The organism is Sphingopyxis sp. JAI108 (genome assembly GCF_013410105.1).
In the GTDB taxonomy this organism is placed as follows: domain Bacteria; phylum Pseudomonadota; class Alphaproteobacteria; order Sphingomonadales; family Sphingomonadaceae; genus Sphingopyxis; species Sphingopyxis chilensis.
On sequence record NZ_JACCCJ010000001.1, the window covers coordinates 1161172 to 1186325 of the forward strand.

General features: G+C 65.7%; 28 protein-coding genes. 16 read left to right on the forward strand and 12 right to left on the reverse strand.

Features of this window, described 5'->3' with window-relative positions:
• Positions 1–14 precede the first annotated feature (14 nt).
• Positions 15–1028, forward strand: coding sequence for an inorganic phosphate transporter (locus HDC29_RS05525; RefSeq protein ID WP_179495190.1), 1014 nt, complete (start codon positions 15–17; stop codon positions 1026–1028).
• Here HDC29_RS05525 and HDC29_RS05530 read toward each other — a convergent pair whose 3' ends face one another.
• Positions 1029–2501, reverse strand: coding sequence for a DUF4403 family protein (locus HDC29_RS05530; protein ID WP_179495192.1), 1473 nt, complete (start codon positions 2499–2501; stop codon positions 1029–1031). It abuts the gene before it with no gap.
• Between the two features lie 64 nt (positions 2502–2565).
• Positions 2566–3936 (reverse strand): 30S ribosomal protein S12 methylthiotransferase RimO, encoded by a 1371-nt coding sequence (gene rimO, locus HDC29_RS05535; protein WP_179495194.1) that lies wholly within the window; start codon positions 3934–3936, stop codon positions 2566–2568.
• A 92-nt stretch (positions 3937–4028) separates the two neighbouring features.
• On the opposite strand from rimO, the gene HDC29_RS05540 reads away from it, so the two are divergent.
• Entirely contained in the window at positions 4029–4358 is a 330-nt protein-coding gene (locus HDC29_RS05540) for a DUF423 domain-containing protein (RefSeq protein ID WP_179495196.1), read from the forward strand.
• Here the strand turns inward: HDC29_RS05540 and HDC29_RS05545 are convergent.
• The 3 genes from HDC29_RS05545 to serS all read right to left on the reverse strand — a co-directional run bounded on the left by HDC29_RS05545 (position 4355) and on the right by serS (position 7693).
• A complete protein-coding gene (locus HDC29_RS05545) occupies positions 4355–5422 on the reverse strand; it encodes a TrkA family potassium uptake protein (protein WP_179495198.1) in 1068 nt (355 codons plus the stop codon). The two genes, HDC29_RS05540 and HDC29_RS05545, sit on opposite strands and share 4 nt — an antisense overlap.
• Before the next feature lie 114 nt (positions 5423–5536).
• Positions 5537–6301 carry a 5'/3'-nucleotidase SurE gene (surE, locus tag HDC29_RS05550; RefSeq protein ID WP_179495200.1) on the reverse strand — a complete coding sequence of 255 codons (765 nt, stop codon included), beginning with the start codon at positions 6299–6301 and terminating at the stop codon, positions 5537–5539.
• A 117-nt stretch (positions 6302–6418) separates the two neighbouring features.
• A complete protein-coding gene (gene serS, locus HDC29_RS05555; protein ID WP_179495202.1) occupies positions 6419–7693 on the reverse strand; it encodes a serine--tRNA ligase in 1275 nt (424 codons plus the stop codon).
• 189 nt (positions 7694–7882) lie between these two features.
• On the opposite strand from serS, the gene HDC29_RS19170 reads away from it, so the two are divergent.
• The 4 genes from HDC29_RS19170 (at position 7883) to HDC29_RS05570 (ending at position 10453) form a co-directional block, all read left to right on the forward strand.
• Entirely contained in the window at positions 7883–8797 is a 915-nt protein-coding gene (locus HDC29_RS19170) for a hypothetical protein (RefSeq protein WP_257018057.1), read from the forward strand.
• A gap of 18 nt (positions 8798–8815) precedes the next feature.
• Positions 8816–9148: a hypothetical protein gene (locus tag HDC29_RS19175; RefSeq protein WP_257018058.1), complete on the forward strand. Its 333-nt coding sequence runs from the start codon at positions 8816–8818 to the stop codon at positions 9146–9148.
• 367 nt (positions 9149–9515) lie between these two features.
• A complete protein-coding gene (gene dksA, locus HDC29_RS05565) occupies positions 9516–9977 on the forward strand; it encodes an RNA polymerase-binding protein DksA (RefSeq protein WP_037556559.1) in 462 nt (153 codons plus the stop codon).
• A gap of 107 nt (positions 9978–10084) precedes the next feature.
• Entirely contained in the window at positions 10085–10453 is a 369-nt protein-coding gene (locus tag HDC29_RS05570; protein ID WP_373562762.1) for a PilZ domain-containing protein, read from the forward strand.
• 45 nt (positions 10454–10498) lie between these two features.
• Here HDC29_RS05570 and HDC29_RS05575 read toward each other — a convergent pair whose 3' ends face one another.
• A complete protein-coding gene (locus HDC29_RS05575) occupies positions 10499–10657 on the reverse strand; it encodes a DUF465 domain-containing protein (RefSeq protein WP_179495210.1) in 159 nt (52 codons plus the stop codon).
• A 123-nt stretch (positions 10658–10780) separates the two neighbouring features.
• Here HDC29_RS05575 and HDC29_RS05580 point away from each other — a divergent pair, with 123 nt between their 5' ends.
• Positions 10781–10978: a DUF465 domain-containing protein gene (locus tag HDC29_RS05580; protein WP_179495211.1), complete on the forward strand. Its 198-nt coding sequence runs from the start codon at positions 10781–10783 to the stop codon at positions 10976–10978.
• Positions 10979–11089: 111 nt separating this feature from the next.
• Positions 11090–11536: a DUF1465 family protein gene (locus HDC29_RS05585; protein ID WP_257018059.1), complete on the forward strand. Its 447-nt coding sequence runs from the start codon at positions 11090–11092 to the stop codon at positions 11534–11536.
• On the opposite strand, the gene HDC29_RS05590 is transcribed toward HDC29_RS05585, so the two are convergent.
• Complete coding sequence (locus HDC29_RS05590) at positions 11533–12615, reverse strand: DUF2332 domain-containing protein (protein ID WP_179495212.1); 1083 nt, start codon at positions 12613–12615, stop codon at positions 11533–11535. The two genes, HDC29_RS05585 and HDC29_RS05590, sit on opposite strands and share 4 nt — an antisense overlap.
• Positions 12616–12653: 38 nt before the next feature.
• On the opposite strand from HDC29_RS05590, the gene hisG reads away from it, so the two are divergent.
• The 5 genes from hisG (at position 12654) to HDC29_RS05615 (ending at position 18396) form a co-directional block, all read left to right on the forward strand.
• Positions 12654–13310 (forward strand): ATP phosphoribosyltransferase, encoded by a 657-nt coding sequence (gene hisG / locus HDC29_RS05595; protein ID WP_179495213.1) that lies wholly within the window; start codon positions 12654–12656, stop codon positions 13308–13310.
• A complete protein-coding gene (hisD, locus tag HDC29_RS05600) occupies positions 13297–14589 on the forward strand; it encodes a histidinol dehydrogenase (protein ID WP_179495214.1) in 1293 nt (430 codons plus the stop codon). The genes hisG and hisD overlap by 14 nt, the downstream gene beginning before the upstream one ends.
• Before the next feature lie 7 nt (positions 14590–14596).
• On the forward strand, positions 14597–15049 hold the full coding sequence (gene nusB, locus HDC29_RS05605; protein WP_179495215.1) for a transcription antitermination factor NusB: 453 nt from the start codon (positions 14597–14599) through the stop codon (positions 15047–15049).
• A gap of 115 nt (positions 15050–15164) precedes the next feature.
• Positions 15165–16097, forward strand: coding sequence for a thiamine-phosphate kinase (gene thiL / locus HDC29_RS05610; RefSeq protein ID WP_179495216.1), 933 nt, complete (start codon positions 15165–15167; stop codon positions 16095–16097).
• A 181-nt stretch (positions 16098–16278) separates the two neighbouring features.
• Complete coding sequence (locus HDC29_RS05615; RefSeq protein WP_179495217.1) at positions 16279–18396, forward strand: sodium-translocating pyrophosphatase; 2118 nt, start codon at positions 16279–16281, stop codon at positions 18394–18396.
• Between the two features lie 155 nt (positions 18397–18551).
• Here the strand turns inward: HDC29_RS05615 and HDC29_RS05620 are convergent, their stop codons facing one another.
• Complete coding sequence (locus HDC29_RS05620; RefSeq protein WP_179495218.1) at positions 18552–19370, reverse strand: SDR family NAD(P)-dependent oxidoreductase; 819 nt, start codon at positions 19368–19370, stop codon at positions 18552–18554.
• A gap of 315 nt (positions 19371–19685) precedes the next feature.
• Between HDC29_RS05620 and HDC29_RS05625 the strand changes: the two genes are divergently transcribed.
• The gene (locus HDC29_RS05625; protein WP_037556573.1) at positions 19686–20213 is read left to right on the forward strand and encodes a CarD family transcriptional regulator; all 528 of its coding nucleotides are present in this window, start codon (positions 19686–19688) and stop codon (positions 20211–20213) included.
• A gap of 94 nt (positions 20214–20307) precedes the next feature.
• Here the strand turns inward: HDC29_RS05625 and truA are convergent, their stop codons facing one another.
• Both truA and fmt read right to left on the reverse strand, forming a co-directional pair.
• On the reverse strand, positions 20308–21048 hold the full coding sequence (gene truA / locus HDC29_RS05630) for a tRNA pseudouridine(38-40) synthase TruA (protein ID WP_179495219.1): 741 nt from the start codon (positions 21046–21048) through the stop codon (positions 20308–20310).
• A 112-nt stretch (positions 21049–21160) separates the two neighbouring features.
• On the reverse strand, positions 21161–22081 hold the full coding sequence (fmt, locus tag HDC29_RS05635; protein ID WP_179495221.1) for a methionyl-tRNA formyltransferase: 921 nt from the start codon (positions 22079–22081) through the stop codon (positions 21161–21163).
• Positions 22082–22250: 169 nt separating this feature from the next.
• Here fmt and recR point away from each other — a divergent pair, with 169 nt between their 5' ends.
• Both recR and def read left to right on the forward strand, forming a co-directional pair.
• A complete protein-coding gene (gene recR / locus HDC29_RS05640; protein WP_179495223.1) occupies positions 22251–22847 on the forward strand; it encodes a recombination mediator RecR in 597 nt (198 codons plus the stop codon).
• Positions 22848–22879: 32 nt separating this feature from the next.
• Positions 22880–23413 (forward strand): peptide deformylase, encoded by a 534-nt coding sequence (def, locus tag HDC29_RS05645; protein WP_179495225.1) that lies wholly within the window; start codon positions 22880–22882, stop codon positions 23411–23413.
• A gap of 37 nt (positions 23414–23450) precedes the next feature.
• On the opposite strand, the gene grpE is transcribed toward def, so the two are convergent.
• Both grpE and hrcA read right to left on the reverse strand, forming a co-directional pair.
• Positions 23451–24011 carry a nucleotide exchange factor GrpE gene (grpE, locus tag HDC29_RS05650; RefSeq protein WP_179495227.1) on the reverse strand — a complete coding sequence of 187 codons (561 nt, stop codon included), beginning with the start codon at positions 24009–24011 and terminating at the stop codon, positions 23451–23453.
• A gap of 4 nt (positions 24012–24015) precedes the next feature.
• Positions 24016–25059 carry a heat-inducible transcriptional repressor HrcA gene (hrcA, locus tag HDC29_RS05655; protein WP_179495229.1) on the reverse strand — a complete coding sequence of 348 codons (1044 nt, stop codon included), beginning with the start codon at positions 25057–25059 and terminating at the stop codon, positions 24016–24018.
• Positions 25060–25154 lie beyond the last annotated feature (95 nt).

The following is a 25154-nucleotide window of genomic DNA, read 5'->3' on the forward strand; positions in this document are numbered from 1 at the left end:
CGAGGGGCGTCCCGATGCACGAACTCGCTTTTCCGCTCCTCGTCGGCCTCGTCATCCTCGCGCTGGCGTTCGACTTCCTGAACGGGCTGCACGACGCCGCGAACAGCATCGCGACGGTGGTCGCGACGCGCCTGCTGAAGCCGGTTCAGGCGGTGATCTTCGCCGCCTTCTTCAACTTCGCCGCCTATTTCCTCAGCCTCGCCTTTCCGGCGCTGCACAAGGTGGCCGAGACGATCGGCGCGGGGCTGATCGACAAGGATCTGGTGACGCCTGCGGTGGTGTTCGGCGCGCTGGTCGGGGCGATGTTCTGGAACGTCGTCACCTGGCTCAAGGGCATTCCTTCCTCGTCGAGCCACGCGCTCGTCGGCGGGATCGTCGGCGCGGGCGTGGCGCACGCGGGATTCGAGGGTATCCAGTGGACCGGGCTCAACAAGACCGTCATCGCGATCTTCCTCTCGCCGATGCTCGGCATGGTGCTCGCGATGCTGGTGATGCTGGTCAGCAGCTGGGCTCTACGCCGCGCTACGGCGAAATTCGCGGAGAGCACCTTCCGCACCCTCCACCTCTTTTCGTCCGCCGCCTATTCGCTGAGCCACGGGCTCAACGACGCGCAGAAGACGATGGGGATCATCGCTGTCCTCCTCTATTCGACCGGCTATCTGTCGGGCGAGTTCCATGTCCCGCACTGGGTTGCGTTCAGCTGCTATATCGCCATCGCGATCGGTACGCTCTCCGGCGGGTGGAAGATTATCGAGACGATGGGCGGGCGGATCACCAAGCTGTCGCATCATCAGGGCTTTGCCGCGTCGACCGGCGGGTCGATCATGGTGTTCACCGCCAGCCTGCTCGGCATCCCGGTATCAACGACGCATACGATCACCGGCAGCATCATCGGCGCCGGCGTCGCGCGCCGCGCGAGCGCGGTGCGCTGGGGTGTTGCGGGCAATGTCGTCGCGGCGTGGTTCATCACCATCCCGGCGAGCGCGCTCGTCGCGGCGGCCTTCTATGGGATCACGCGGCTGTTCTGATCATCGCGTCGGGCGATAATCGACGCTGGCCCCGCCGACCATCCGCACCGGCAGGTAAAGGCCATTACCATAAGCCTTGATCTCACCAGTCTCGAAGCGGTCGACACGCGTGCGGATCACGAAAGGCCCTTCGCGCCGCTGGTCGACCGCGCGGCGAATCTTGCCTTGCAGTTCGGTCAGGTCGCGGGTGAAATTCTGCGTCAGCGCTTCGGCGATCAGCGGCGCGAAGCCGGCGCTGCGGCCAAGGACGATCAAAAGGTCGCCGCCGACGCCATCGGTGTCGCCGTTGATCGACAGATCGGTAAAATGCACCTCGGCCGACCCCGGCCTGTTGACCGGGATCGCCGTCATCCAGATGCGTCCGCGCGTCGGCGCGCCCGGCCGGTTGGCGAGCTTCGCCTCCACATCGACGCCGACGGCGATGCGCCCGCCGGGCGCGCCGTAGATGGTCGACTTGCCGAATTTCACCATCATCGAGCCAAGCTCGGGCAGGTCGAAAGGCCGTTTCGACCGTTTGGCGAGCGCGCGATCGACGACGGGCTGGAGCTGGGCATAATCGGCGATGACCGGCACGCGGACGTCGAGGTGTGGTCTGGGCGCTTCGTGGACAAGGCGTGGCAGCGGGGTGGGCGCGGGATTGCCGGGGCGCCGTGAGACGAAGCTTTCGGTGATCGCCTCCACCCCTAGGTTTAGGTTGATGCGCTGGCCGTCGATCCGGTAGCCACCGTACAGAATGCGCTGCGGCGTGACGCGCATCCACACCGGCGGATTCTCGTGGTTGAGTTCGAGCGCGGTAAAGCTTTGCCGCCACACGTCGGCGGCCTGTTCGCGAATGTCGATTTTCGCGATCTCTTGGGTAACCTCGCGCTCGACGTCGCGCACGACGTGCTTCAGCTTTTCATCAGCCTCGTCGGTGAAGGTGATCCGGCGCCCCAGGAAATCGATCCCCGGCGCCTTGGTCCAGCCATAGCTGATCTGCGCCTTGCCCCGCGTCCGCCAGTCGGGCGTCAGTTCGATGCGGATACGCGCATGCGCCATCGCGGCGCCGGTCGCGGTTTCTCCCTTCAGCAGCCCGCCGACATCGCGCGCGCTGATCTTCGCGTTGAGCGGCACGTCGACGACGATCTCGCTGCCTTCGCCGCGCAGCCGCAGCGGCCCGCGCGTGACCTGACCGACGATAGTGCAGGCGATTGGCGGGGTCATCTTGACCTTCTTGCCGAAGACCTTGACCCGCTGGGGCTGGACGCACGCCTCTTCGCGCCGGTTGATCGTCCACAGCGTCCTCGGCACCGCGCGTTCGAGCGCCTGTTTGAGCGAGGCAGTGCTGGCGTTGACCGGGACTGCGATCAGCGACGTCTGTGTGGGCGAGGGCGCCTTGTCGGTTGCGCGTGGTGGCGGGTCGACATCGGTCTTGCGGTCGCACGCGGTCAGCAACCCCAGCGATAGAAGTGCGGCAAGCGTCGAAATACGCATGAACGGCCCCTGTTCGATGTCTTTGGATAACATCGAAACGGTAAAGCCGTTCCCTTTTTATGCGTCAGTCCGTCACCACCCCGAACAGGTCATGCTCGTCGGCGTCCTCTATCTCGACGTCGACGATATCGCCGGCCTTCAGCTTCGCCGCGACGTCGCGCAGATAGACATGGCCGTCGATCTCCGGCGCGTCAGCCTGCGAGCGGCCGGTGGCGCCGATGCTGCCGTCTTCATCCGCGTCGCCGACCTCGTCGATAATGACGGGCAGGGTGCGGCCGATCTTGGCTTCGAGCTTGGCGGCGCTGATCGCGGCGGTCTTCGCCATGATGCGCTGGTAGCGCTCTTCCTTGACCTCCTCGGGCACCGGATTGTCGAGCGTGTTCGCCTGTGCGCCCGCGACGGGTTCGAAGCGGAAGGCGCCGACGCGGTCGAGCTGGGCTTCGTCGAGCCAGTCGAGCAGATATTGGAAATCGGCTTCGGTCTCGCCGGGGAAGCCGACGACGAAGCTCGATCGGATCGAGATGTCGGGGGCGATGGCGCGCCAGCTTTTCAGCCGTTCGAGCACCTTCGCTTCGTTCGCGGGGCGCTTCATGCGCTTGAGCACGCTCGGGCTCGCATGCTGGAAGGGGATGTCGAGATAAGGCGTGAGCAGCCCCTCGGCCATCAGCGGGATCACCGCGTCGACGTGCGGGTAGGGGTAGACATAGTGGAGGCGAACCCACGGGGCCTTGCCTTCGCTGGTCTTCAATTGGCCGAGTTCGCGCGCGAGGTCGGTCATATGGGCGCGGACTTCGCGGCCCTTCCACTGGCGCGGGTCGTGGCGGATGTCGACGCCGTAAGCCGAGGTGTCCTGGCTGATGACCAGCAGCTCTTTGGTCCCTGCGGTGACGAGCTTTTCGGCCTCGCGCAGCACCGCGTCGATGCGGCGGCTGACGAGTTTGCCGCGCAGATCGGGGATGATGCAGAAGGAGCAGCTGTGGTTGCAGCCTTCGCTGATCTTGAGATAGCTGTAGTGGCGCGGCGTCAGTTTTAGCCCGCCCTCGGGGACGAGGTCGACGAACGGCCCTTGGGTCGGCGGCGCCGCGTCGTGGACCGCGTCGACGACCTGCTCGTACTGATGCGCGCCGGTGACCGCGAGCACGTTGGGAAAACGCGCGCGAATAACCTCGGCCTCGTTGCCCATGCAGCCAGTGACGATGACGCGGCCATTCTCGGCCATCGCTTCGCCGATCGCCTCGAGGCTTTCTTCCTTCGCCGAGTCGAGGAAGCCGCAGGTGTTGACGAGCACGACATCGGCGCCCGCATAGTCGGGCGAGAGGCCGTAGCCGTCGGCGCGCAGCTTGGTCAGAATCCGTTCGCTGTCGACGAGCGCCTTGGGGCAGCCGAGCGAAACCATGCCGACCTTCGGCTGGGTGGGGAGCGTTTTGACTGTCATGATTGGCGGCGCGCATAGTCGATTTTGCGGCCCTTGTCACGCGCGGCGCGCGCGGGCATGGAGCGCGCGGTTCGGCCGAAAGGATAGCGGTGATGGCAATTGGTGCGTTTGCAGCGATTTCGGCGGCGATGGCGGTCGCGGCGGGCGCGTTCGGTGCGCACGGCGCCGCGGGCCAGCAGGAGGCCGAATGGCTGCGCACCGGCGGGATCTATCAGCTCGTCCACGCGGTGGCGGCGCTGGCGATCATGGGTTTCGCTCGCGGGCCGGCGATCATGCTGCTCGGCGGTGCCGCCATCTTTTCGATTACCCTATATATGATGGCGCTCGGTGCGCCGCGCTGGCTCGGCGCGGTCACGCCGATCGGCGGCGGCTTGCTGATCATCGGCTGGCTGTGGGCGGGCTGGCTCTACTGGCGCGGCTAGCCGCCGGGAACACTCGCTTCACATTCCTCGCAGCGGACGACCTCGACGATCAGGTCGCCCTGTTCGAGCCGCTGCGATTCGGGTTCCCAAAAGCCATAGGGCTTTCCGCCGCGATAAATGCGCAGCCCGCGGCCGCCGCTTGCGAGTTGGTCGATGCTGCGGCCGATTTCCTCGGCACCTACCGCGCGTTCGCGCAGCTGGACGCGGCCGCCGATGCTCGCGAGGTCCGCCATATAGTCAGCGACATGTGCGCCCTGCGCCGATCCCGCGAGGAGCAGGCCGGTGAAGCTGACCGGATTGATGACATTGTTCGCGCCCGCCTGCCGCGCGAGCAGCTCGTTATCCTGCGCGCGGATGACGACGCTGATCGGCACATGCGGCGCGAGGTGGCGAACGGTGAGGACCATCAGGATCGAGGTGTCATCGCGCCCCGCCGAAACCAGCACAGATTGCGCGCGCGAGATATGCACGTCGATCAACGTGTCGTCGTTCGACGCGTCGCCCTGCAGCACGTTGCAGCCCATCGCTTCGGCCTCGGCGATCCGCGCCGCCGATTCGTCGATGACCACGACACACGCCGGGTCGGTGCCGCGCGCGATCAGTTCGCGGACCGCCTCGCTGCCGCTGATGCCGAAGCCGAGCACGACGATATGGTTGGTGAGCTTTGCCTGGATACGGGCCATGCGCCATTTTTCCCATGTGCGTTTGAGGACGAAATTATAGGCGGTGCCGACGAAAATGAAGAGCACCATGATGCGGATCGGGGTGACGATCACCGCCTCGATCAGGCGCGAGCGATCGGAAATCGGCGCAATGTCGCCAAAGCCCGTCGTCGTCACAGAAATCATCGTGAAATAGACGACGTCGAGGAAGCTGATGTGGCCGTCGTGATGGTCGATCAATCCCTCGCGATCGATCCAATGGACCAATACGACGATACCGATCAGGAAAAAGGCCAGCAAGAGCCGCGCGCTTACGTCGGCCCACACCGGCCATTTGCTGGCGCGGCGCAGCGGCTGAAACCGGTGTTGCAGTTTCAGTTTTGACACGGGACGCTTGCTCATCGGGGCGGCAGTTGCTTCATCGGATCGACGGGTATGCGATTTTTGTGCAACTGGAAATGCAGTTGTGGCGTCGGCACCTGCCCGGTCGTCCCGGCGCGCCCGATGACGTCGCGCTCAACCGCCGTAGGCGCCGCGCAATGCCGCCAGTGACGCATCATGCGTCAGGTCGAGCTGGAGCGGGGTGACCGAGATATAATGGTCGTCGATCGCTTCCAGATCGCTGTCGTGCCCCAGGCTATGCTCGATGCCGTGGAGGCCGAACCAGTAATAGTGATAGCCGCGCGGGTCGGTGCCCTCGACGATCGAGCCGCGGCCGTAGTCGTGGAAACCCTGGCGGGTAACGCGGATGCCCTTGACCTCGGCGGCGGGAAGCGCGGGGAAGTTGATGTTGATCAGCGTGCGCGGCGCCATGTCCATGTCAAGCAGCGGGCGCAGCACCTTCGCGCCCCAGGCTTCGGCCGCCTCGAACGGCACGCTGTCGCCCATGCCCTCGCGCGCATAGACCTGGCTGAGCGCGATCGCCGGGATGCCCGCCAGCGCGCCCTCGATCGCCGCCGAGACGGTGCCCGAGTAAGTCACATCGTCGCCCAGGTTGGCGCCGCGGTTGACGCCCGACAGGATCAGGTCCGGCTTTTCGGGCATCAGCTTGCCGATCGCCATCATCACCGAATCGGTCGGGGTGCCGCTGCACGACCAGCGCCGCTCGCCATGCTCGCGGATGCGCACGGGGCGCGACAGGGTGAGCGAATGACCGGCGCCCGATTGCTCCTCGGCGGGAGCGCAGACCCAGATGTCGTCGCTGAGCTGGCGCGCAATCGCTTCGAGCACCGCCATGCCGGGGGCGTGGTAACCGTCGTCGTTGGTGAGGAGGATGCGCATGATCTCAATCCATACCGGTCGTCATTGCGAGGAGCGCAGCGACGAAGCAATCTCCAGCGGGAAAGGTCGCGCGAGGCCGAAGGCTGGAGAGTGCTTCGCTGCGCTCGCAATGACGGATCAGGGCGTCAGGCGGGTAATTCCGCCCATGTAGGGAAGCAGTGCCTTTGGAATATCGACGCTGCCATCGGCCTGCTGGTAATTTTCGAGGATCGCGACGAGCGTGCGCCCCACGGCGAGGCCCGAACCGTTCAGCGTATGGACGAATTCATTGCCCTTTACGTCTTCGCGGCGAAAGCGCGTGTTCATGCGCCGCGCCTGGAAATCGCCGCAGTTCGAACAGCTCGAAATCTCGCGATAGCTGTCCTGTCCGGGCAACCAGACTTCGAGGTCATAGGTCTTGCGCGCCGCGAAACCCATGTCGCCGCTGCACAGCAGCATCTTGCGGTACGGCAGTTCGAGCGCCTCGAGGATCGTCTCGGCGGCGCGCGTCTTGCGCTCGAGTTCGGCGTCCGAATCCTCGGGACGGACGATCGAGACCAGCTCGACCTTCCAAAACTGGTGCTGGCGGATATAGCCGCGCGTGTCGCGCCCCGCCGACCCGGCTTCGGAGCGGAAGCAGGGCGTGAGCGCGGTCATGCGGATCGGCAGCTCGGCTTCGGGCAGGATTTCCTCGCGCACCGCGTTGGTCAGGCTCATTTCGGAGGTCGAGATAAGCCAGCGGCCATCGGTGGTCTGGAACAGATCCTCGCGAAACTTGGGAAGCTGCGTCGTCCCGAACGCGGCCTCGTCGCGGACCATCAGCGGCGTCGCGCATTCGGTGTAGCCCGCCTCGATCGTCTGCTTGTCGATCATGAATTGGCCGATCGCGCGTTCGAGCCGCGCCATCTGGCCCTTCAGGAAAGCGAAGCGCGCGCCCGACATCTTTGCCGCGGTCTCGAAATCGAGCCCGAGCGCGGGGGCAAAATCGGCATGTTCGCGGGGCTTGAAATCGAAGCTGCGCGGGGTGCCCCAGCGGGCGATTTCGACATTGCCCTCCTCATCCTCGCCATCGGGCACGTCGTCGGCGGGCAGGTTCGGCAGCGCGGCGAGCCTGTCCTGCAGCGCCGCGAGCTGCTCGCGCTCGGCCTCTTCCTTTGCGGGAAGCGATGTCTTGAGGTCGGCGACCTCGGACTTCAGCGCCTCGGCCTGGTCCTTGTCGCCGCTGGCCATCGCCTGGCCGATCAGCTTCGAGGCTTCGTTGCGGCGTGCGAGCGCCCCCTGAATCTCGGTCTGCAGCGCGCGCAGCGATGCGTCGGCGGCGAGGATCTCGGCGGACAGGGGTTCGAGGCCGCGCCGCGCGAGGCCGGCGTCGAAAGCTGCGGGATTTTCCCGGATCAGGCGGATATCGTGCATGGCGGGGCTATGGCGGGGCCGCCCGCGCGGCGCAAGCCTGTTGCTGGGTCACGGCCGATGGCTCGGCGTCGATGCGAATGGGCCGCGCATAAAAAGGGCCGCCCCGATGGGGCAGCCCTTAGTTCGGTGGTCCGGGTTAGCCCCCCAAACCGCCAGTGGATTTCTCAAGCCGCGTTTGCGTCGTCGTCGTTGCGGTTCGCTGCGCGGCGGCGCGCGACCAGCGCGGCTGCTGCTGCGCCGAACAATAGCATCATCGGCGGCGCAGGAACAGGGGTCGGATCGCCCGACGAGCCGCCATGGCTGCTGCTGCCGCCCGAGCTCGACGAGGAGGAGCTCGACGACGAACTGCTGCTCGACGAGGACGACGAGCTGGTGCTGCCGGTCGAACCGAAGCTGCTGCTGCCGCCGGTCGCGCCCGACGAGGTCGCGCCGCTCGACGTGCTGCTGCTCGACGAAGAGGAGGATGACGAAGAGCTGCTGCTCGATCCGCCCGAACTGGTCGAACTGCCGCCGCGCGACGAACTGCCGTGCGATGAGCTGCCGTGCGAGGAACTTCCCCATCCCGAGCTGCCATGGCCGTGCGAGCTGCCGCCTTTCGACGAGCCGCCCGATGAGGAAGAACTCGACGACGAGGAAGAGGAGGATGACGACGAACTCGACGACGAACTGCTGCTCGACGAGGAGGTGCTGACGTTACCCGACGAGGTCGATACATTGCCCGACGAGGTCGAGGTGCTGACGCTGCCGGTCGATGTGGAGACGCCGCCCGTTGAGGTCGAAGTCGACACGCCGCCGGTTGAGGTCGACACGCCGCCGGTGGACGTCGAGACGCCGCCCGTAGACGTGCTCACGCCGCCGGTAGAGGTGGAGACGCCGCCGGTCGAGGTCGAGACGCCCGAAGACGTGCTGGTGGTCGAGCTGAGGCCCCCGGTGGTGGTCGAGGTGACGACGATGCTGCCGCTGCTGCCGCCGCCCGAGCTGCCGCCGAAGAAACCTCCGAAGAAGCCGCCACCGAACCCGCCGCCAAAGCCGCCGCCGATGACCGTCACGCCGCCGCCGCTGCCGCCGCCGCCTTCCCATCCCGATTGCGGGAAGGGCGCGTAGGGGATCGGGGGCAGGGGAATGGTCTGCGTCACCACCTGCGTTTGCGGGGTTGCGGTGCGGATCACTTTCTTCGTCGTGACGACGCGGCGCACGCGCTTCACCGGCTTGCGCGCCGCGTGGCGTTTGCGCACGATCTTTTTCTTGGCGACGCAGGGTGAGCAGGACTGGACCTGGGCGCGGGCCTTCGGAACATCCGTGATCTGCATCGCGCCGCTACCGATGATTGCCCCGCCGCAGGTGCAGGCGCAAAGCTTGGCAAGGGCCATTCGGACAGACATAGGCTTCTCTTTCTTTCCCGTTACAGGTGCGAAGCGCCATCGACCGACACCCCCCCATTCACCTTCGCTATAACTCAAAAGGCCAAAGCTTTGTGAACGCGGCAATTCTGTTAACCGCGTTTGCCTGTCCGAGAGCGGGAAAAGGGGCCCGGAATCAACAAAAAATGCATGATCTGTCCCAAAACAGCACGTAATATGCCGTAATTCTGTGCAGTTGGTTAACTTTCGGACCTAAATCGCGCCTCTTTTCGAACGCGACCTCGAACCGGATCGGACCCCGGAATCGCCGCCGGTGCGGGGATGGTTCATCGCCGCTTCACGCCTTGTCGCTATCGGCAGCTTCGGCGCTTGTATCGTTGCCGGTGGCTGGGTATAGGCGCGCCACTCCCAAAGGCTGCCTGCGGCCCGCCGGGTGACAGGAAAGGACGCGAGAGCCCCTCATGCCGACCAAGATTGCCGATGTTGGCGCAGACGCGCTTCGTGAAGCCAGGTCCAATCTCGATTCGGATTATGTCCCCAGCGACGACGAAGAGTTCATGAACGAGCGGCAGCAGGACTATTTTCGCGGCCTGCTCCTCGCCTGGAAAAAGTCGATCCTGTCCGAATCGGAATCGACGCTGGCGCATCTTCAGGATGGCCCGCTGCGCGAGCCCGACCTGGCCGATCGCGCGTCGAGCGAGACCGACTGGGCGATCGAACTGCGCACCCGCGATCGCCAGCGCAAGTTGATCGCCAAGATCGATTCGGCGATCCGCCGCATCGAAGAGGGCGAATATGGTTATTGCGCGGTGACCGGCGAGCCGATCTCGCTCGCGCGGCTGCAAGCCCGCCCGATCGCGACGATGACGCTGGAGGCGCAGGAGCGCCACGAGCGTAACGAGCGGATTTCACGCGAGGATTGATCCGTGGGGCGGTGCCCCATTTACGTTTCGGCAACCGCTGCCCCCTAGATTCCGCGTCTCGATAGAAGAGAAACGGGGCGCAAATGGATTCGCAAAGACCGACATCGGTGGACGAGGAAGTCGCGGCGCTGTCGCGCGCCGCCGATCGCGACAGTCTGTTCATGCAGGCGCAGTTGGCCGTGCTCGCCAGTGGCGGCGCCTCCGCTACCGTACGCGTGCGCAACCTGTCGCCCGGCGGGATGCTTGCCGAGGGCAAGGTCGCCGTAGCGCAAGGGGCGGCGGTCGAGGTCGACCTGCGCAATGTCGGACGGGTCGCGGGGCGCGTCATCTGGGTCGGCGAAGGCAAATTCGGCATCGCCTTCGATCGCACGATCGATCCGCAGGCGGTTCGTCGTCAGGTGGTTTCGCAGTCCGATCTGCCGCCGCATCTGCGGCGCACGGGGCTCGAGACGGGCCCCCTCTATCGCCGGCGCTGATGGCCCTTGAACAGGGTGGCATCAGCGGGGCGATAGCGCTGGCGATCAGCCGATCGCGAGCATCTCTTCCTTGAGTTTCAGTTTCTGCTTCTTGAGCTGCGCGAGCGTCCCGGTATCAGGAGCGGGGCGGCGCTCTTCATTCGCAATTTTCACATCGAGGTCCGCGTGACGGGACCGTAGGGTGGAAAGGTGCGACGTGCTCATTGGCATTCTCCTTTTCGACTCGATGGGCAGGGCGAAGTAAAACATGAAATCGCCCCGATGTCGTGACGATTCGTTGGGGCGGTTGCCGTTGCGGACCAGTTGTGAACGTGGCAGGGAGGCCGGGTGAGCCCCGAGGAAATTACCCAGCGCCTGGAACTGCTTCGTATCGAGCACCGCGACCTCGACGCCGCGATCATCGCGCTCGGCGAAGGGGCAATGGTCGACCAGTTGCAGCTCGCGCGGTTGAAGAAGCGCAAACTCAAGCTGCGCGACGAGATCGCCTGGTGCGAAGATCAACTGCTGCCCGACATCATCGCCTGAACCAGCGGCCTGAATCAAAACGGCACAGCCGCGGCAAATGATGGTTACTGCGATTGCGGATCGGCCCGGAAGCGTGGCATCGCTTCGGCCATGGTCGGCGGGGACGCGAACATGATGGCGATCAATTTGCCGGTGCAGCGCGCGCAGGTCGAAAATCTCTATGTCGAGGCGATGCTGCTCGCGGACGAGGCGCATGCGGCCTTTGCCGCGCAACGCAACCTGGGCAGCGTTCGCGGCAACGCGGCGGCGCAGATCGCACTCGCCTGCGAATCGCTGAAGACGACGACGCGATTGATGCACGTCATTGCCTGGCTGCTTCACCGCCGCGCGATGTTCGCGGGCGACCCCGGTGCCGGACCGAATGACAGCGCGGCGCGCATCGGCGAACCGGTCGCCGCCGACTGGGAACTGTGCGCCGGGTTCGATGCGCCGATTCGCCGGATCATTGCCGCGAGCGAGCGGCTGTTCGAGCGGATCGCCGTGCTGGAGGCGGGATGGAAAGCCCCGCCAGTGGCGCCGGTGCAGGCGTTGCTCGCGCGGCTGGAGGCGCGGCTCTAGCGCGCCAGCCACTCCACCCACGCGCCATGCGCATGGGCGTGCGCGATCGTCTGCGCTGCTTCACCGCCCGGCCAATATCGCAGCACGAGCTCGTGATGATGCGTCGTCCGGTTCGCTTCGAGCGCGATCCACGCCAGCGGCCGGTCGGGGGTCGCGCGGGCGCCGGCTTTCTCCATCGCGGCGGTGACGCGCGCCTGCTGGTCTGCGGGGACATATTGCCAGACGATCGAATGCATCAGCACGCGCGTCGTCCCGGCGGCCTGCGGTTTCGCCAGCTCGGCCTCGACGAAATCGGCGGCGTTGGCGCGGACGAGATTCGGCTTCGCCTCATGCGCTGCGGCGATCGCGGCCTCGATGCGCGCGAAGCGGATGCCGTGCTCGGGCCAGATATAGGCTTTGAGCCGCAGCGCCTGCGCCGGGTCGGTCAGGTCGACCGGGGCGACATCGCAGCCCTTCAGGCTGGCGATCTCGATCGTGTGCATCGGTGGATGGCTGCCGCGCCATTCGGGGGTGAAGGCGATCGCGCCGGGTTGCGGTCCGACATGCACGCCGCCCAGATCGTAATGATAGCGGTCGATCATCAGGTTGATCCCCGCGCTCGACCCGATTTCGAGACAGTCGAAGCGCGGCGGCAGCTCCCGGTCCGTGAGCCAGAGCATCGCGGCGATGAAGTTCGACGAACGCCCCGCCTCGTTCGTCTGCGGCGGGCCGTCGAGCCACGGAAGCAGCGCGGCGTCGTGCCGCCGGACGACGCCGGCGATGACGGCTTCGTCGTTGATATCCTCGGCATCGGCATAGATGGGCGCGAGTTCGTGCGCGGCTTCGGACAGGTGGAGCGCATGGATGCCCCCTGCGGCGCGCAGCGGCAAGGCGTCGGCGAGCGGGGCGCCTTGCCAACCTGCGATGCGGCACGCGAATTCGCTCGCGGGTTTGTCGAGCAGGGCCCCCAGCGCCGCAACCACCCGCGCAGTCACACGCGCATCATTGGCACGGCAATAGGCGACCTGATTGGCGAAGGCGGTGCGCACGGCTTTGGGGCCGGTCGCGGTCATGTCAATGAACTCGTAGCGCTCGCTCATTGCCCTTTTTCCTCTCGCCGCTTATGGGCGCGCAAGCTATGCCCGAACCGATCATCTTTGCCATCCCGAAGGGGCGCATCCTCGACGAGGCGTTGCCCCTGCTTGCACGCGTCGGGATAGAGCCTTCCGACGAGTTTTTCGACAAGAAAAGCAGGGCGTTAGTATTCGGGACAAATCAGCCCCATATCTCGCTGATCCGCGTGCGCGCGTTCGACGTCGCGACCTTTGTCGCGCATGGCGCGGCACAGCTTGGCATCGTCGGGTCGGACGTCGTCGACGAGTTCGATTATAGCGAGCTTTATGCCCCCGTCGACCTCGGCATCGGCCATTGCCGCCTGTCGCTCGCCGGGCCGGAGGGCAGTGCTCCGCCGGGGCTCGGTGAAAGCCATATCCGCGTCGCGACCAAATATCCGTCGACGACGCGCCGCTGGTTCGAGGCGCAGGGAATCCAGGCCGAGTGCATCAAATTGAACGGGGCGATGGAAATCGCGCCGAAGCTGGGGCTCGCCTCGCACATCGTCGACCTCGTTTCGACCGGCCGCACGCTCGTCGAAAATGCGCTCGCCGAGCAGAAGGTCATCAGCGAGGTGTCGGCGCGGCTGATCGTCAACCGCGCCGCGTTCAAGCTGCGCTCGGCCGAAGTGCCGGCGCTGGTCGAGAAATTCCGTCAGGCGGTGGGCGATGCGGCGGCTTGATGCGTCCGCGCCCGGCTTCGCGGCCGAGTTCGACGCGCTGGTCAACGATCGGCGCGAGAGCGATTCCGACGTGTCCAGCGATGTTGCGGCGATCATCGCGCGGGTAAAGGCCGAGGGCGACGCGGCGCTCGCCGACTATACCGCGAAATTCGATCGCTTCGATCTCGATGCGAGCGGTTGGAGCATTTCGAAGGAAGAATGCGCTGCCGCTTATGAAGCGCTGGCACCCGAGCTTCGCGATGCATTGAACCTCGCTGCCGACCGCATCCGCGCCTATCACGCCGCGCAGCTTCCCGAGGATCGCGACTATCGTGACAGCACTGGCGCCCGCCTTGGTGCACGCTGGCGCGGCGTCGATGCGGCGGGGGTCTATGTCCCCGGCGGGCGCGCCGCCTACCCCTCGTCGGTGCTGATGAACATCCTCCCCGCCAAGGTTGCCGGGGTCGAGCGCATCGTGATGGTGACGCCGACGCCGGATGGCGCGACCAATCCGGTCGTGATGGCTGCGGCGCATATCGGCGGGGTCGACGAAATCTGGCGCCTCGGCGGGGCGCAGGCCATCGCGGCGCTCGCCTATGGAACGGAAAAAATCGCGCCGGTCGATGTCGTCACCGGCCCCGGCAACGCCTGGGTGGCCGAGGCGAAGCGCCAGCTCTACGGCGTCGTCGGTATCGACATGGTCGCGGGGCCGAGCGAGATCGTCGTCGTCGCCGACGCAAAGAACGAGCCGCATGTCATCGCCGCCGACCTCTTGAGCCAGGCCGAGCATGACCCGACCAGCCAGTCGATCCTGTTCACCGACGATGGCGACTTCGCCGATGCGGTCGCCGCGGCGGTCGCGCACGTCATCCCGATGCTGTCGACCGCGCCGACGATGCAGGCAAGCTGGGCCGACAACGGCGCGGTCATCGTCGTGCCGGCCTTGGCCGACGCGATCCCGCTCTGCGACCGGCTGGCGCCCGAGCATCTCGAACTCGCGGTCGACCCCGCCGAGGCCGATGCGCTTTTTCGCACGGTGCGCCATGCCGGCTCGGTCTTCCTCGGCCGCCAGACTCCCGAAGCCATCGGCGATTATGTCGCGGGTCCGAACCATGTCCTCCCCACCGGACGCCGCGCGCGCTTTTCGAGCGGGCTGTCGGTCACCGACTTCATGAAGCGCACGAGCTTCCTCGCGCTCGACGAGGCGAGCCTTGCCGCGATCGGTCCGGCCGCGGTCGCGCTCGCCGGTGCCGAAGGGCTTCCCGCCCATGCGCTCAGCGTCCAGAACCGTTTAAAGTAGAAAAACCATGAACAAACGCGCCCAATCCCGCTCCGCCGCCCGCCTTGCCGCCGTCCAGGCGCTCTATCAGCACGAGATGGAGGCGACCCCGGTCGCGCAGCTGATCCACGAATTCCACCAGCACCGCATCGGCGCGACCATCGAAGACGCCGAATATGCCGATGCCGACACGGCCTTCTTCGACGATATCGTCAAGGGCACGCTGGCACGGTCGGACGAGATCGACGCGGCGATCGTCGCGCGGCTCGCGAGCGGCTGGTCGATGGAGCGGCTCGACCGCACCATGAAGGCGATCCTGCGCGCCGGCACCTACGAGCTGATCGCGCGCGGCGACGTGCCGATCGGCGCGGTGGTCAGCGAATATGTCGATGTCGCAAAGGCATTCTTCGACGCGCGCGAGGCGGGGTTCGCGAATGGCCTGCTCGACGCGATCGGCAAGGATGCGCGGGCTTCCAACTGACGCTTTCAGAGTGCCGTTCGTCCTGAGCTTGTCGAAGGACTGTCCTTTTCTGATATAGGTCAAAAGGGCATAACCGCCCTTCGACAAGCTCAGGGCAAACGGAAGAGGACAGGGTTTGAGCGAAGCCGATTTCATCGCCCGCCTGCGCGCCATCGCGACCAATCCCGCCGCGCGCGGGCTCGCCGACGATGCGGCGGTGCTCGGCGACCTTGTCCTTACCCACGACATGATCGTCGAGGGCGTCCATTTCCTCCCCGACGAGCGGCCGCAGGATGTCGCGTGGAAGCTCGTTGCGGTGAACCTCTCCGATCTGGCCGCCAAGGGGGCGACGCCGCTCGGCGTGCTCGTCGGCTACAGCCTGACCGGTGACGAATTTTGGGACGCGGCCTTCGTTCGCGGTCTCGGCGAAGTGCTGCGCCGGTACGACGTTCCGCTGCTCGGAGGCGACACGGTCGGCATCCCCGCCGGCGCCCCCCGGACATTCGGCCTGACCGCCATCGGCAGAGCGCCGGGGATCGGCGCGCCTTCGCGAAGCGGCGTCAAGCCGGGCGACCAGATATGGACCACCGGCACGTTCGGCAACGCCGGCCTCGGCCTCGCGATGCGGCTGGGACAGGTCGATCCGAACGAAACCTGCCTTGCCGCCTATTGCCGTCCCGAGCCGCAACTGGTGTTCGGGCAAGCCATTGCGCCGCATGTCCATGCGATGATGGATGTGTCCGACGGCCTGCTCATCGATGCGCAGCGGATGGCGGAAGCGAGCGGGTGCGAAATCGGGATCATGCTCGAATCGATCCCCTTGTCGGCGGCGCTGCTCGCGGTGCGGCCCGACGTGCTCGACACGCGGCTCGCCGCCGCGACCGCGGGCGACGATTACCAGCTCCTGTTTGCGGCCGATCCCGGCGTGGCGGAAACGATAAGGGACATTGCGGCCGGGCTGAATGTAGCGGCGACCCCGCTCGGGCACGCGGGGGTGGGCGAGGGAATCATGCTCACGCACCGGGCCCGGCGCATCGCGCCGCCCGAACACCTCGGTTTCATGCACTGACGCCAAAGCGCGGAAAAGCGCCGAACAACCGGGGTTGCGCGCTGCTTTCTTTCTTCCCATAACTCGGCGTCCAAATTTGGGGCGGTCGCATCAGGGGAGAGCGCGAACCGGCATCAATAAGTCGGCCGTGCTCGACTGCTATCTTCTGCGTCGCCCTTCTCAAGGGAAGGAAGCAACACGCATGAATCCGGTTTTGATCGCGATAGCGTGCGGCCTTTTGGCCGTGCTCTATGGGTTCATTACCTCGCGGCAGGTGCTCAGCGCATCGGCGGGGAATGAGAAGATGCAGGAAATCGCCGGCGCCATCCAGGAAGGCGCCAAGGCCTATCTGGGCCGCCAATATCGCACCATCGCCATCGTCGGCGTCGTCGTCGCCATTCTGGTCGGGCTGTTCCTCGGCCCGATCTCGGCAACCGGTTTTGTTATCGGCGCGGTCCTGTCAGGGGTAGCCGGCTTCGTCGGCATGAACATATCGGTCAAGGCGAACGTCCGCACCGCGGCGGCGGCGCAGACCGGGCTGCAGGCGGGCCTGACCATGGCGTTCCGCGCCGGCGCGATCACCGGCATGCTCGTGGCGGGCCTTGCCCTGCTCGCGATCTCGGTCTTCTTCTGGTATCTGATCGGCCCCGGCGGTTTCACCGTCGGCGGAGACGACCGCACCGTCGTCGATGCGCTCGTCGCGCTGGCATTCGGCGCGTCGCTGATCTCGATCTTCGCGCGTCTCGGCGGCGGTATCTTTACCAAGGCCGCCGACGTCGGCGCCGATCTGGTGGGCAAGGTCGAGGCGGGCATCCCCGAAGACGACCCACGCAACCCCGCGGTGATCGCCGACAACGTCGGTGACAATGTCGGCGACTGCGCCGGTATGGCGGCCGACCTGTTCGAAACCTATGTCGTTACCGTCGGCGCCACGATGGTGCTGATCGCGCTGCTGCTGAAGGGCGCGGGCGACATGCTGCTGCCGCTGATGACGTTGCCGCTGCTGATGGGCGGCGTGTGTATCATCACCTCGATCATTGGTACCTATTTCGTGCGTCTCGGCAACGGGACGAACGTCATGGGCGCGATGTACAAGGGCTTCCTCGTCACCGCGGTGCTGTCGATCCCGGCGATCTGGTTCTCGACCAGCTATGTGCTGAAGGGCGACATGTCGACCGACATCACGGGGACCACGTTCAACGGCAGCGACCTTTTCTATTGCTCGCTGCTCGGCCTCGTCATCACCGGGCTGATCATCTGGATCACCGAATATTACACCGGCACCAACTATCGCCCGGTGCGCAGTATCGCCAAGGCTTCGGAAACGGGCCATGGCACCAACGTGATCCAGGGCCTCGCTATCAGCCTTGAATCGACCGCGCTGCCGACGCTCGTAATCTGCATCGGCATCGTCGTCGCATTCCAGACGGCGGGCATCGTCGGCATCGCCTTTGCCGCGACGGCGATGCTCGCGCTCGCCGGCATGGTTGTCGCGCTCGACGCTTATGGTCCGGTCACCGACAACGCCGGCGGCATCGCCGAAATGGCGGGCCTCGACGATTCGGTTCGCGAAAAGACCGACCTGCTCGACGCCGTGGGCAACACGACCAAAGCGGTGACGAAGGGCTATGCCATCGGGTCTGCGGGTCTCGCGGCGCTGGTGCTGTTCGGTACTTACACGGCCGACATCACCGAATATTCGGCGAAGCTGGGCCTGACCGAGCCGCTGACCTTCTCGCTGTCGTCGCCCTATGTCATCGTCGGGCTGCTGCTCGGCGCGCTGCTGCCGTATCTGTTCGGTGCGATGGGCATGACCGCGGTCGGCCGTGCGGCGGGCGAGGTGGTCAAGGATGTTCGCGACCAGTTCAAGAACAACCCGGGCATCATGACCTATGAGAGCAAGCCCGACTATGCGCGCACGGTCGATCTCGTCACCAAGGCGGCGATCAAGGAAATGATCATTCCGTCGCTGCTCCCGGTGCTGGCGCCCATCGTCGTTTATTTCGTGATCCGGGCGGTCGCGGGTCCGGCAGCGGCGCTCGAGGCGCTCGGCGCGCTGCTGCTGGGCGTGATCGTCGGCGGGCTGTTCGTCGCGATCTCGATGACCTCGGGCGGCGGCGCGTGGGATAATGCCAAGAAATATATCGAGGACGGCAACCACGGCGGCAAGGGCAGCGAAGCGCACAAGGCGGCTGTCACGGGCGACACCGTCGGCGATCCGTACAAGGATACCGCGGGTCCGGCGGTCAATCCGATGATCAAGATCACCAACATCGTGGCGATCCTGCTCCTCGCGGCGCTGGCGCACGGCGCGGCGTAAGCTGCGTCGGCCTATCGCGGGCAAAAGAATGGCCCCGTCGGAGCGATCCGGCGGGGCTTTTTCTTGTCGGCCATTGGGTGGTGAGCCGACGGTCGCGCACGCTCTGGACCCCGGCCTTCGCCGGGGTACGGCTAACTCCGGTCGAAAGCCGCCGCTTAGGTGGCGCTCGTCGCCTTCATCTGCTGCGCATAGCCCGCCTGGACCATCTCGCTCATCCGGTCGAACAACGCGTCGGGGTCGTCGCGGCGCAAGGCTGCGATCGCAGCTTCGGCGCCTTCGGCAACGACCAGTTCGCGCGTGCCGGCGTCGACCGCCGCCAGCATCTGAGCCGCAGCATCGTCGGGCGACAGGCCGTTCTCGATCGCGGCGTCGCTCGTCCCGCGCACGCTGCCATCGGCGTTAAGCGCATTGCGGCTGACGTTGGTGCGCACCGACCCCGGCGCGACGACGAGCACTTTCAGCCCCAGATGCGCATTCTCGGCGCGTATCGCGTCGTGATATCCGATGATGCCGTGCTTGGCCGCCGAATAGGCGCTGCGCAGCGGCACGCCCGCAATCCCCGCGACGCTCGATATGGCGACGATCTGGCCGCCGCCCGCGCCGACCATGCGCGGAAGCAGTTGCTGGGTGAGGGCGATGGGCGCGAGCAGGTCAACCGCGATGATCTGCTGATAGACCGAAAAGTCGGTCTCGATCGCGAGGCTGCGCTGCGAGATGCCGGCATTGTTGACGAGGCCGTCGATCCGGCCCTGCCACGCCCATGCCCGATCGGCGACCGCGGGGAGGGCGGCATAGTCGGTCGCCTCGAAAGGCAGCACCAGAGCCTCGCCGCCGCAGTCGGCGGCCACCGCATCGAGTGCCGCGACGTTGCGCCCCGACAGGATCAGCTTCGCGCCGCGCGCCGCCAGTGCCTTGGCAAGTGCCGAACCGATGCCCGACGAGGCCCCCGTGACCCACCAAACTTGATCCTGCATAGCCGCTCCCTATCTCTGATTTCGTTGCAGCCTGAAACGGGGTTGAAGAGCCGTCAAGGTGCCGACCCGCGCATTTCCGCGGAGGGGTGGCAATTTTGTTGCGAATCTGTTATAATAAATATCAACACGCCGACATTGTGCCTCTTCCCGCCGCCGGGCTGGGGCATGCTTGGCGTTTCCGATGGAGCCACATCCCTTGTCACTCTGACTGGCGAGCGCCGCCCTACCAGCCCGATCCCCCTCCGATAGAGGGCCGGATACAGAGTTGTTCACGCGCTTCCCCGTCCCCCGGCAAGGCCACTGAAAGGAACTTGAATGTCCGCAAGTACTCCCGTTTTCGAAGTCGGTGATTATGTTGTTTACCCGAAGCATGGCGTGGGGCGCGTCATCGAGCTGCAGAAATCCGAAATCGCCGGCATGCAGCTGGAACTTTATGTTCTCCGCTTCGAAAAGGAAAAAATGACCCTTCGCGTGCCGACCAACAAGGCCGAAGGCGTCGGTATGCGCAAACTGTCGTCGGACAAGACGCTGAAGGAAGCGCTTCAGGTTCTGACGACGAAGCCGAAGGTGAAGCGCACCATGTGGTCGCGCCGCGCGCAGGAATATGAAGCGAAGATCAATTCGGGCGACCTCGTGTCGATCGCCGAAGTGACCCGCGACCTGTTCCGCGCCGACGACCAGCCCGAACAGAGCTATTCGGAGCGTCAGATTTTCGAAGCGGCGTCGAGCCGCCTCGCGCGCGAACTCGCCGCGATGGAAGAGAGCGACGAAAAGACGGCGCAGGCGAAGATCCTCCAGATCCTCAACGAGCATGCGCCGCTTTATTACGCCGAAAAGGTGTAACGGCGCGCATCGCGAATGACAAAAGGGCGGTCCTGCGGGGCCGCCCTTTTTCGTTGCGTCATTGCTTCGTCGCTGCGCTCCTCGCAATGACGGACTAGGGATAAACCGCCCCCACGAAATACAACCCGTCGGGCGGCGCATTGAGCCCCAGCGCCTGCCGATCCGCCGCGTCGAGCGCCGCTTTCAGATCGCGCGCCGACCATTTTCCATGGCCGACCAGCGTCAGGCTGCCGACCATCGAGCGCACCTGATGATGAAGGAAGCTGCGCGCGGCGGCCTCGATAATCAGCTCGTCGCCGTGGCGGCTGACGGTCAGCTTGTCGAGCGTCTTCACCGGGCTTTGCGATTGGCAATGCGCCGAGCGGAAGGTGGTGAAATCGTGGAGGCCGATCAGCTGCTGCGCCGCGGCGTGCATCGCATCGGCGTCGAGCGGGCGCGCGACCTGCCACGACAATCCCTTGTCCCAGGTCAGCGGCGCGCGGCGGTTGACGATGCGATATTCATAGGACCGCCCGATGCAGGCGAAACGCGCGTGCCAGTCGTCGGGCACCACCTCGCATCCGACGATCGCGATCGGCGCGGGGCGGAGCTGGGCATTGAGCGCCTCGGTCAGCTTGAAGGGGGTCAGCGGCTTTTCGATGTCGACATGCGCGCGCATGGCAATCGCATGGACGCCGGCGTCGGTGCGCCCCGCGCTGAACACCTGCACATCCTCGGCGGTGAAGCGGTGGATCGCTTCCTCGATCGCCTGCTGGACGCTGGGGCCATGCGCCTGCCGCTGCCAGCCCATATAGGGGCGGCCGTCATATTCGATGGTGAGGGCAAATCGGGTCATGGGCGGCCTTATTCCCCCTTTTCGTCACCCCGGACGTGATCCGGGGCCCATGACTTCGGCGCTGGAATGGACCCCCGATCAAGTCCGGGGTGACGATGGAGTAGCTGGGTGTTCATGCGAGCCGCGTCCCCGCAGTAATCGGCCGCCCGCGCAGCAATTCGCTTGCCTCCATCGCCGGCTTGCCCGCGCGCTGCACCCGCGTCGCGCGGATCGCGCCGGGGTTGCAGGCGATGGTCAGTCCATCGTCGAGCGTGACGCCGGGAGCGGCGCCGGCGGCGGTCTCCGCCGGATGGATGACGTCGGCGGCGAGGATCTTGTAGCGTTCGCCCTCGAGTTCAAAGAAGGCGCCCGGCACGGGATTGAACGCGCGCACCTGCCGTTCGACCTGCACCGCGCTCGTCAGGAAATCGAGCCGCGCCTCGCTCTTGTCGATCTTTGCCGCGTATGTCACGCCCTCGTCGGGTTGGGGGACCGGCGGAAAGGCGTGGAGTTCGCTCAGCACGCGTCGCATCATCAGAGCGCCCATCTCGGCAAGTTCGTGCGTCAATAGGCCCGCGCTCTTGCGCGCGACCGGCGTGGTTTCAATGAGCCGCATCGCGCCGGTGTCGAGCCCCGCGTCCATCTGCATGATCGTCACGCCCGTTTCGGCATCGCCCGCGAGAATCGCGCGCTGCACCGGCGCCGCACCGCGCCAGCGCGGCAGGATCGATCCGTGGACGTTCAGGCACCCCTCGCGCGGCGCATCGAGCACCGCCTGCGGCAGGATCAGGCCATACGCCGCGACGACCGCGACATCGAGGTCGAGTGCGGCGAATTCGGCCTGCGCTTCTTCATTCTTCAGGCTTCGCGGCGTGCGGACGGGGAGGCCGTGTTCCTCGGCCCAGACCTGCACCGGGCTTTTCTGCAATTTCTTGCCGCGCTGCGCGGGGCGGGGGGGCTGGCTATAGACCGCCACGATATCGTGCCCCGCCGCGTGAAGCGCGGCGAGCGTCGGCACCGCAAAGGGCGGCGTTCCCATGAAGGCGATACGCATGGGTGCGGGCTTTGGCGGACGGCGGGCCGATGTGCAAGATCGATGGCTGGAGATTGCTTCGCTGCGCTCGCAATGACGAAATTGGATGTCATTGCGAGGAGCGTAGCGACGCGGCAATCTCCAGCCATGGCCCTTGCGCGACTTTGTGTGCTAAGCCAAACACCACCCCATGGCATCCACCGAAATCGAAGCCCTCGTCCAGCAACTGGCCCGCCTGCCGGGGCTCGGCCCGCGATCGGCGCGGCGCGCGGTGCTGCACCTGATGAAGAAGCGCGAGAGCGCGTTCGCGCCGCTGCTCGCCGCGCTGCAAACCGTGTCCGAACGCCTCGTCACCTGCACCATTTGCGGCAATATCGACACGCACGATCCCTGCGCAATCTGTGCCGACCCGCGCCGCGATGCGCGGTCGCTGTGCGTCGTCGAGGAAGTGTCGGACCTCTGGGCGCTCGACAAGTCGCGGCTGTTCCCCGGCAAATATCATGTGCTGGGCGGGCGGCTGTCGGCGCTGGAGGGCATCCGCCCGCAGGATCTGGCGATCGACGCGCTGGTCGCGCGTGTCGCGGCAGGCGGCATCGACGAAGTGGTGCTCGCGATGAATGCGACCTTGGAGGGACAGACGACCGCACATTATCTGGCCGAGCGGCTGGAGGGTTATCCGGTGCGGCTGACCCAGCTCGCGCATGGTTTGCCGGTGGGAGGCGAGCTCGATTATCTGGATGAGGGGACGCTGGCGCAGGCGCTACGGGCGCGACGACCGGTGGGTTGACGTCAGGCTTTCGAGTTCATACCTGAGCCCCCATGGCCATCCTACCCATCATAGAGACCCCGGACCCCCGGCTGCGCGTCATTTCGAAGCCCGTCGAGAGTTTCGACGCCGAGCTGAAACAGCTTGTCGCCGACATGTTCGAGACGATGTACGACGCCCCCGGCATCGGGCTGGCGGCGATTCAGGTCGGGGTGCCGAAGCGCATCCTGGTCATCGACTTGCAGGAACCCGATCCCGACGATGAAGAGGGCAAGAAGGTGATCCGCGACCCGCGCGTCTTCATCAATCCCGTCTTTTCGGACGAGAGCGAAGAGCATAGCGTCTATTCGGAAGGCTGCCTGTCGGTCCCCGAACAATATGCCGAAGTGACGCGGCCCGCCGAAGTCACCGTCGACTGGCAGGACGAAGACGGCAAGCATCACCAGGAACGCATGACCGGGCTGATGGCGACCTGCATCCAGCACGAGCACGACCATCTGGAAGGCATTCTCTTCATCGATCATCTGTCGCGGTTGAAGCGCGAGATGGTGCTGAAGAAGCTGGCGAAGCTGCGCAAGGCGGCCTGATTAAATCCCTCTCCCCCTTGGGGGAGAGGGTTTGTCATTACCCCGCCTTCGCCACGCCTACCATCGCGGGGCGAAGCAGGCGATCCTTCAGCATGTAGCCCGCCTGCATTTCCTGCACGATCGTGCCGGGTTCCTTGTCGCTCGGGATTTCGAGCATCGCCTGATGCTGGTTCGGGTCGAGCGGCAGGCCGATCGCCGCGATGCGCGTGATGCCGTTGCGTTCGAAGACGCTGAGCAATTCGCGCTCGGTGGCTTCGAGCCCGGTGATCAGCGGCTTGATCGCCTCGTCGGCGCGCTGCTCGTCGCTGAGCGCCGCGAGCGCGCGGCCGAGATTGTCGGCGACCGACAGGATGTCGCGCGCGAATTTGGTCGCGGCATAGGCGTGCGCGTCGGCGATTTCCTTGTCCTTGCGGCGCGTGACATTCTGCGTCTCGGCGCGCGCATAGAGCAGGTCCTGCTGGAGCGCGGCAACCTGTTCGGCGAGCTGCGCGACTTCGTCGTTCGCGCTTTCGGGCGCCGCCGTTTCGGCGGTTTCGGTGCCGTTGGTTTCGGAAGCTTGGCCGTCGTCGACGGGGGTGTCGTTTTCGATGTTCGTCATAAACCTATCGTATCAGTCTGGAGAGCGATTGTGCGGTGAAATCCACCATGGGAACGATGCGGGCATAGTTCAAGCGCGTCGGGCCGATCACGCCCACCACGCCGACCACGCGCCCGTCCGATCCGCGATACGGCGCCGCTATCACGGACGAGCCCGAAAGCGAGAATAATTTATTCTCCGAGCCGATGAAAATTCGGGTCGCGGCACCTTCGCGCGCGCTGTCGAGCAATTGCGCGATATCCTGCTTCGTCTCGAGTTCGTCGAGCAACTGCCGGACGCGGTCGAGGTCGCCGACCGCGCTGTCGTCGAGAAGGTTCGCCTGACCGCGCACGATCAGCACCGGTCGGTCGGCACCGTCGGACGACCAGATGGCGAGCCCGCGTGATACCAGGTCCTGCGCCGCGCGGTCGATCGCGATCCGCTCGGCCTCGATCTCGCGGCGTACCCGCGCCATCGCCTCGCTCAGCGTCAGCCCGCCGAGCATCGACGAGATATAATTGCCCGCCTCGACGAGCGCCGACGGGTTGAGCCCAGCCGGAATGTCGATGACGCGGTTCTCCACCGTCCCGTCGCCCGCGACGAGCACGACGAGCGACTGGTTCGCCGAGAGCGGGACGAAGGCGAGCTGTTTGAGCACGCGTTCATGCTTGGGCACGAGGACAAGCCCGGCGCAGGCCGAGAGCCCCGACAGCGCCGAGGTCGCCTGCGCAAGCGCGCTTTCGATCGGACCGCCCTCGGACAGGCTCGCCTCGATCTGCGCACGGTCCTCGGCGCTGGGTTCGGCGACCTGCATCATGCCGTCGACGAAGAGGCGTAACCCCTGCTCGGTCGGCAGGCGCCCGGCGCTGGTGTGCGGGCTCGCGAGCAGCCCATATTCCTCGAGGTCCTGCATCACGTTGCGGATCGACGCGGGGGAGAGGTTGAGCGTCGCGAGCTTCGACAGCGTGCGCGATCCGACCGGCTGCCCCGTTTCGAGGTACGCATCGACGACCAGCCGGAACACGTCGCGGGCGCGCGTGGTGAGTTCGGTGATCGGTGCGGTGGTCATAGAGGGGATTTAGGGACGGCGAGGGGGTGGGGCAAGCGCAACGCCGCTCCACACCGTTGCACGAAGAAAAGAAGGTGCAATTGGCGGGCCTTCTG

Excerpts from the sequence above, each read along its gene's own strand:
- HDC29_RS05615 (WP_179495217.1), top strand. The coding sequence starts at position 16,279 with ATGAATCCGGTTTTGATCGCGATAGCGTGCGGCCTTTTGGCCGTGCTC.
- surE (WP_179495200.1), bottom strand. The coding sequence starts at position 6,301 with ATGCGCATCCTCCTCACCAACGACGACGGTTACCACGCCCCCGGCATG.
- truA (WP_179495219.1), bottom strand. The coding sequence starts at position 21,048 with ATGACCCGATTTGCCCTCACCATCGAATATGACGGCCGCCCCTATATG.
- hrcA (WP_179495229.1), bottom strand. The coding sequence starts at position 25,059 with ATGACCACCGCACCGATCACCGAACTCACCACGCGCGCCCGCGACGTG.
- grpE (WP_179495227.1), bottom strand. The coding sequence starts at position 24,011 with ATGACGAACATCGAAAACGACACCCCCGTCGACGACGGCCAAGCTTCC.
- HDC29_RS05575 (WP_179495210.1), bottom strand. The coding sequence starts at position 10,657 with ATGAGCACGTCGCACCTTTCCACCCTACGGTCCCGTCACGCGGACCTC.
- rimO (WP_179495194.1), bottom strand. The coding sequence starts at position 3,936 with ATGACAGTCAAAACGCTCCCCACCCAGCCGAAGGTCGGCATGGTTTCG.
- HDC29_RS05590 (WP_179495212.1), bottom strand. The coding sequence starts at position 12,615 with ATGAGCGAGCGCTACGAGTTCATTGACATGACCGCGACCGGCCCCAAA.
- def (WP_179495225.1), top strand. The coding sequence starts at position 22,880 with ATGGCCATCCTACCCATCATAGAGACCCCGGACCCCCGGCTGCGCGTC.
- HDC29_RS05620 (WP_179495218.1), bottom strand. The coding sequence starts at position 19,370 with ATGCAGGATCAAGTTTGGTGGGTCACGGGGGCCTCGTCGGGCATCGGT.
- serS (WP_179495202.1), bottom strand. The coding sequence starts at position 7,693 with ATGCACGATATCCGCCTGATCCGGGAAAATCCCGCAGCTTTCGACGCC.
- hisD (WP_179495214.1), top strand. The coding sequence starts at position 13,297 with ATGCGGCGGCTTGATGCGTCCGCGCCCGGCTTCGCGGCCGAGTTCGAC.
- HDC29_RS05545 (WP_179495198.1), bottom strand. The coding sequence starts at position 5,422 with ATGAGCAAGCGTCCCGTGTCAAAACTGAAACTGCAACACCGGTTTCAG.
- hisG (WP_179495213.1), top strand. The coding sequence starts at position 12,654 with ATGCCCGAACCGATCATCTTTGCCATCCCGAAGGGGCGCATCCTCGAC.
- HDC29_RS05625 (WP_037556573.1), top strand. The coding sequence starts at position 19,686 with ATGTCCGCAAGTACTCCCGTTTTCGAAGTCGGTGATTATGTTGTTTAC.
- nusB (WP_179495215.1), top strand. The coding sequence starts at position 14,597 with ATGAACAAACGCGCCCAATCCCGCTCCGCCGCCCGCCTTGCCGCCGTC.
- fmt (WP_179495221.1), bottom strand. The coding sequence starts at position 22,081 with ATGCGTATCGCCTTCATGGGAACGCCGCCCTTTGCGGTGCCGACGCTC.
- HDC29_RS05525 (WP_179495190.1), top strand. The coding sequence starts at position 15 with ATGCACGAACTCGCTTTTCCGCTCCTCGTCGGCCTCGTCATCCTCGCG.
- HDC29_RS05530 (WP_179495192.1), bottom strand. The coding sequence starts at position 2,501 with ATGCGTATTTCGACGCTTGCCGCACTTCTATCGCTGGGGTTGCTGACC.
- HDC29_RS05585 (WP_257018059.1), top strand. The coding sequence starts at position 11,090 with ATGATGGCGATCAATTTGCCGGTGCAGCGCGCGCAGGTCGAAAATCTC.
- dksA (WP_037556559.1), top strand. The coding sequence starts at position 9,516 with ATGCCGACCAAGATTGCCGATGTTGGCGCAGACGCGCTTCGTGAAGCC.
- recR (WP_179495223.1), top strand. The coding sequence starts at position 22,251 with ATGGCATCCACCGAAATCGAAGCCCTCGTCCAGCAACTGGCCCGCCTG.
- HDC29_RS05540 (WP_179495196.1), top strand. The coding sequence starts at position 4,029 with ATGGCAATTGGTGCGTTTGCAGCGATTTCGGCGGCGATGGCGGTCGCG.
- HDC29_RS19175 (WP_257018058.1), top strand. The coding sequence starts at position 8,816 with ATGGTCTGCGTCACCACCTGCGTTTGCGGGGTTGCGGTGCGGATCACT.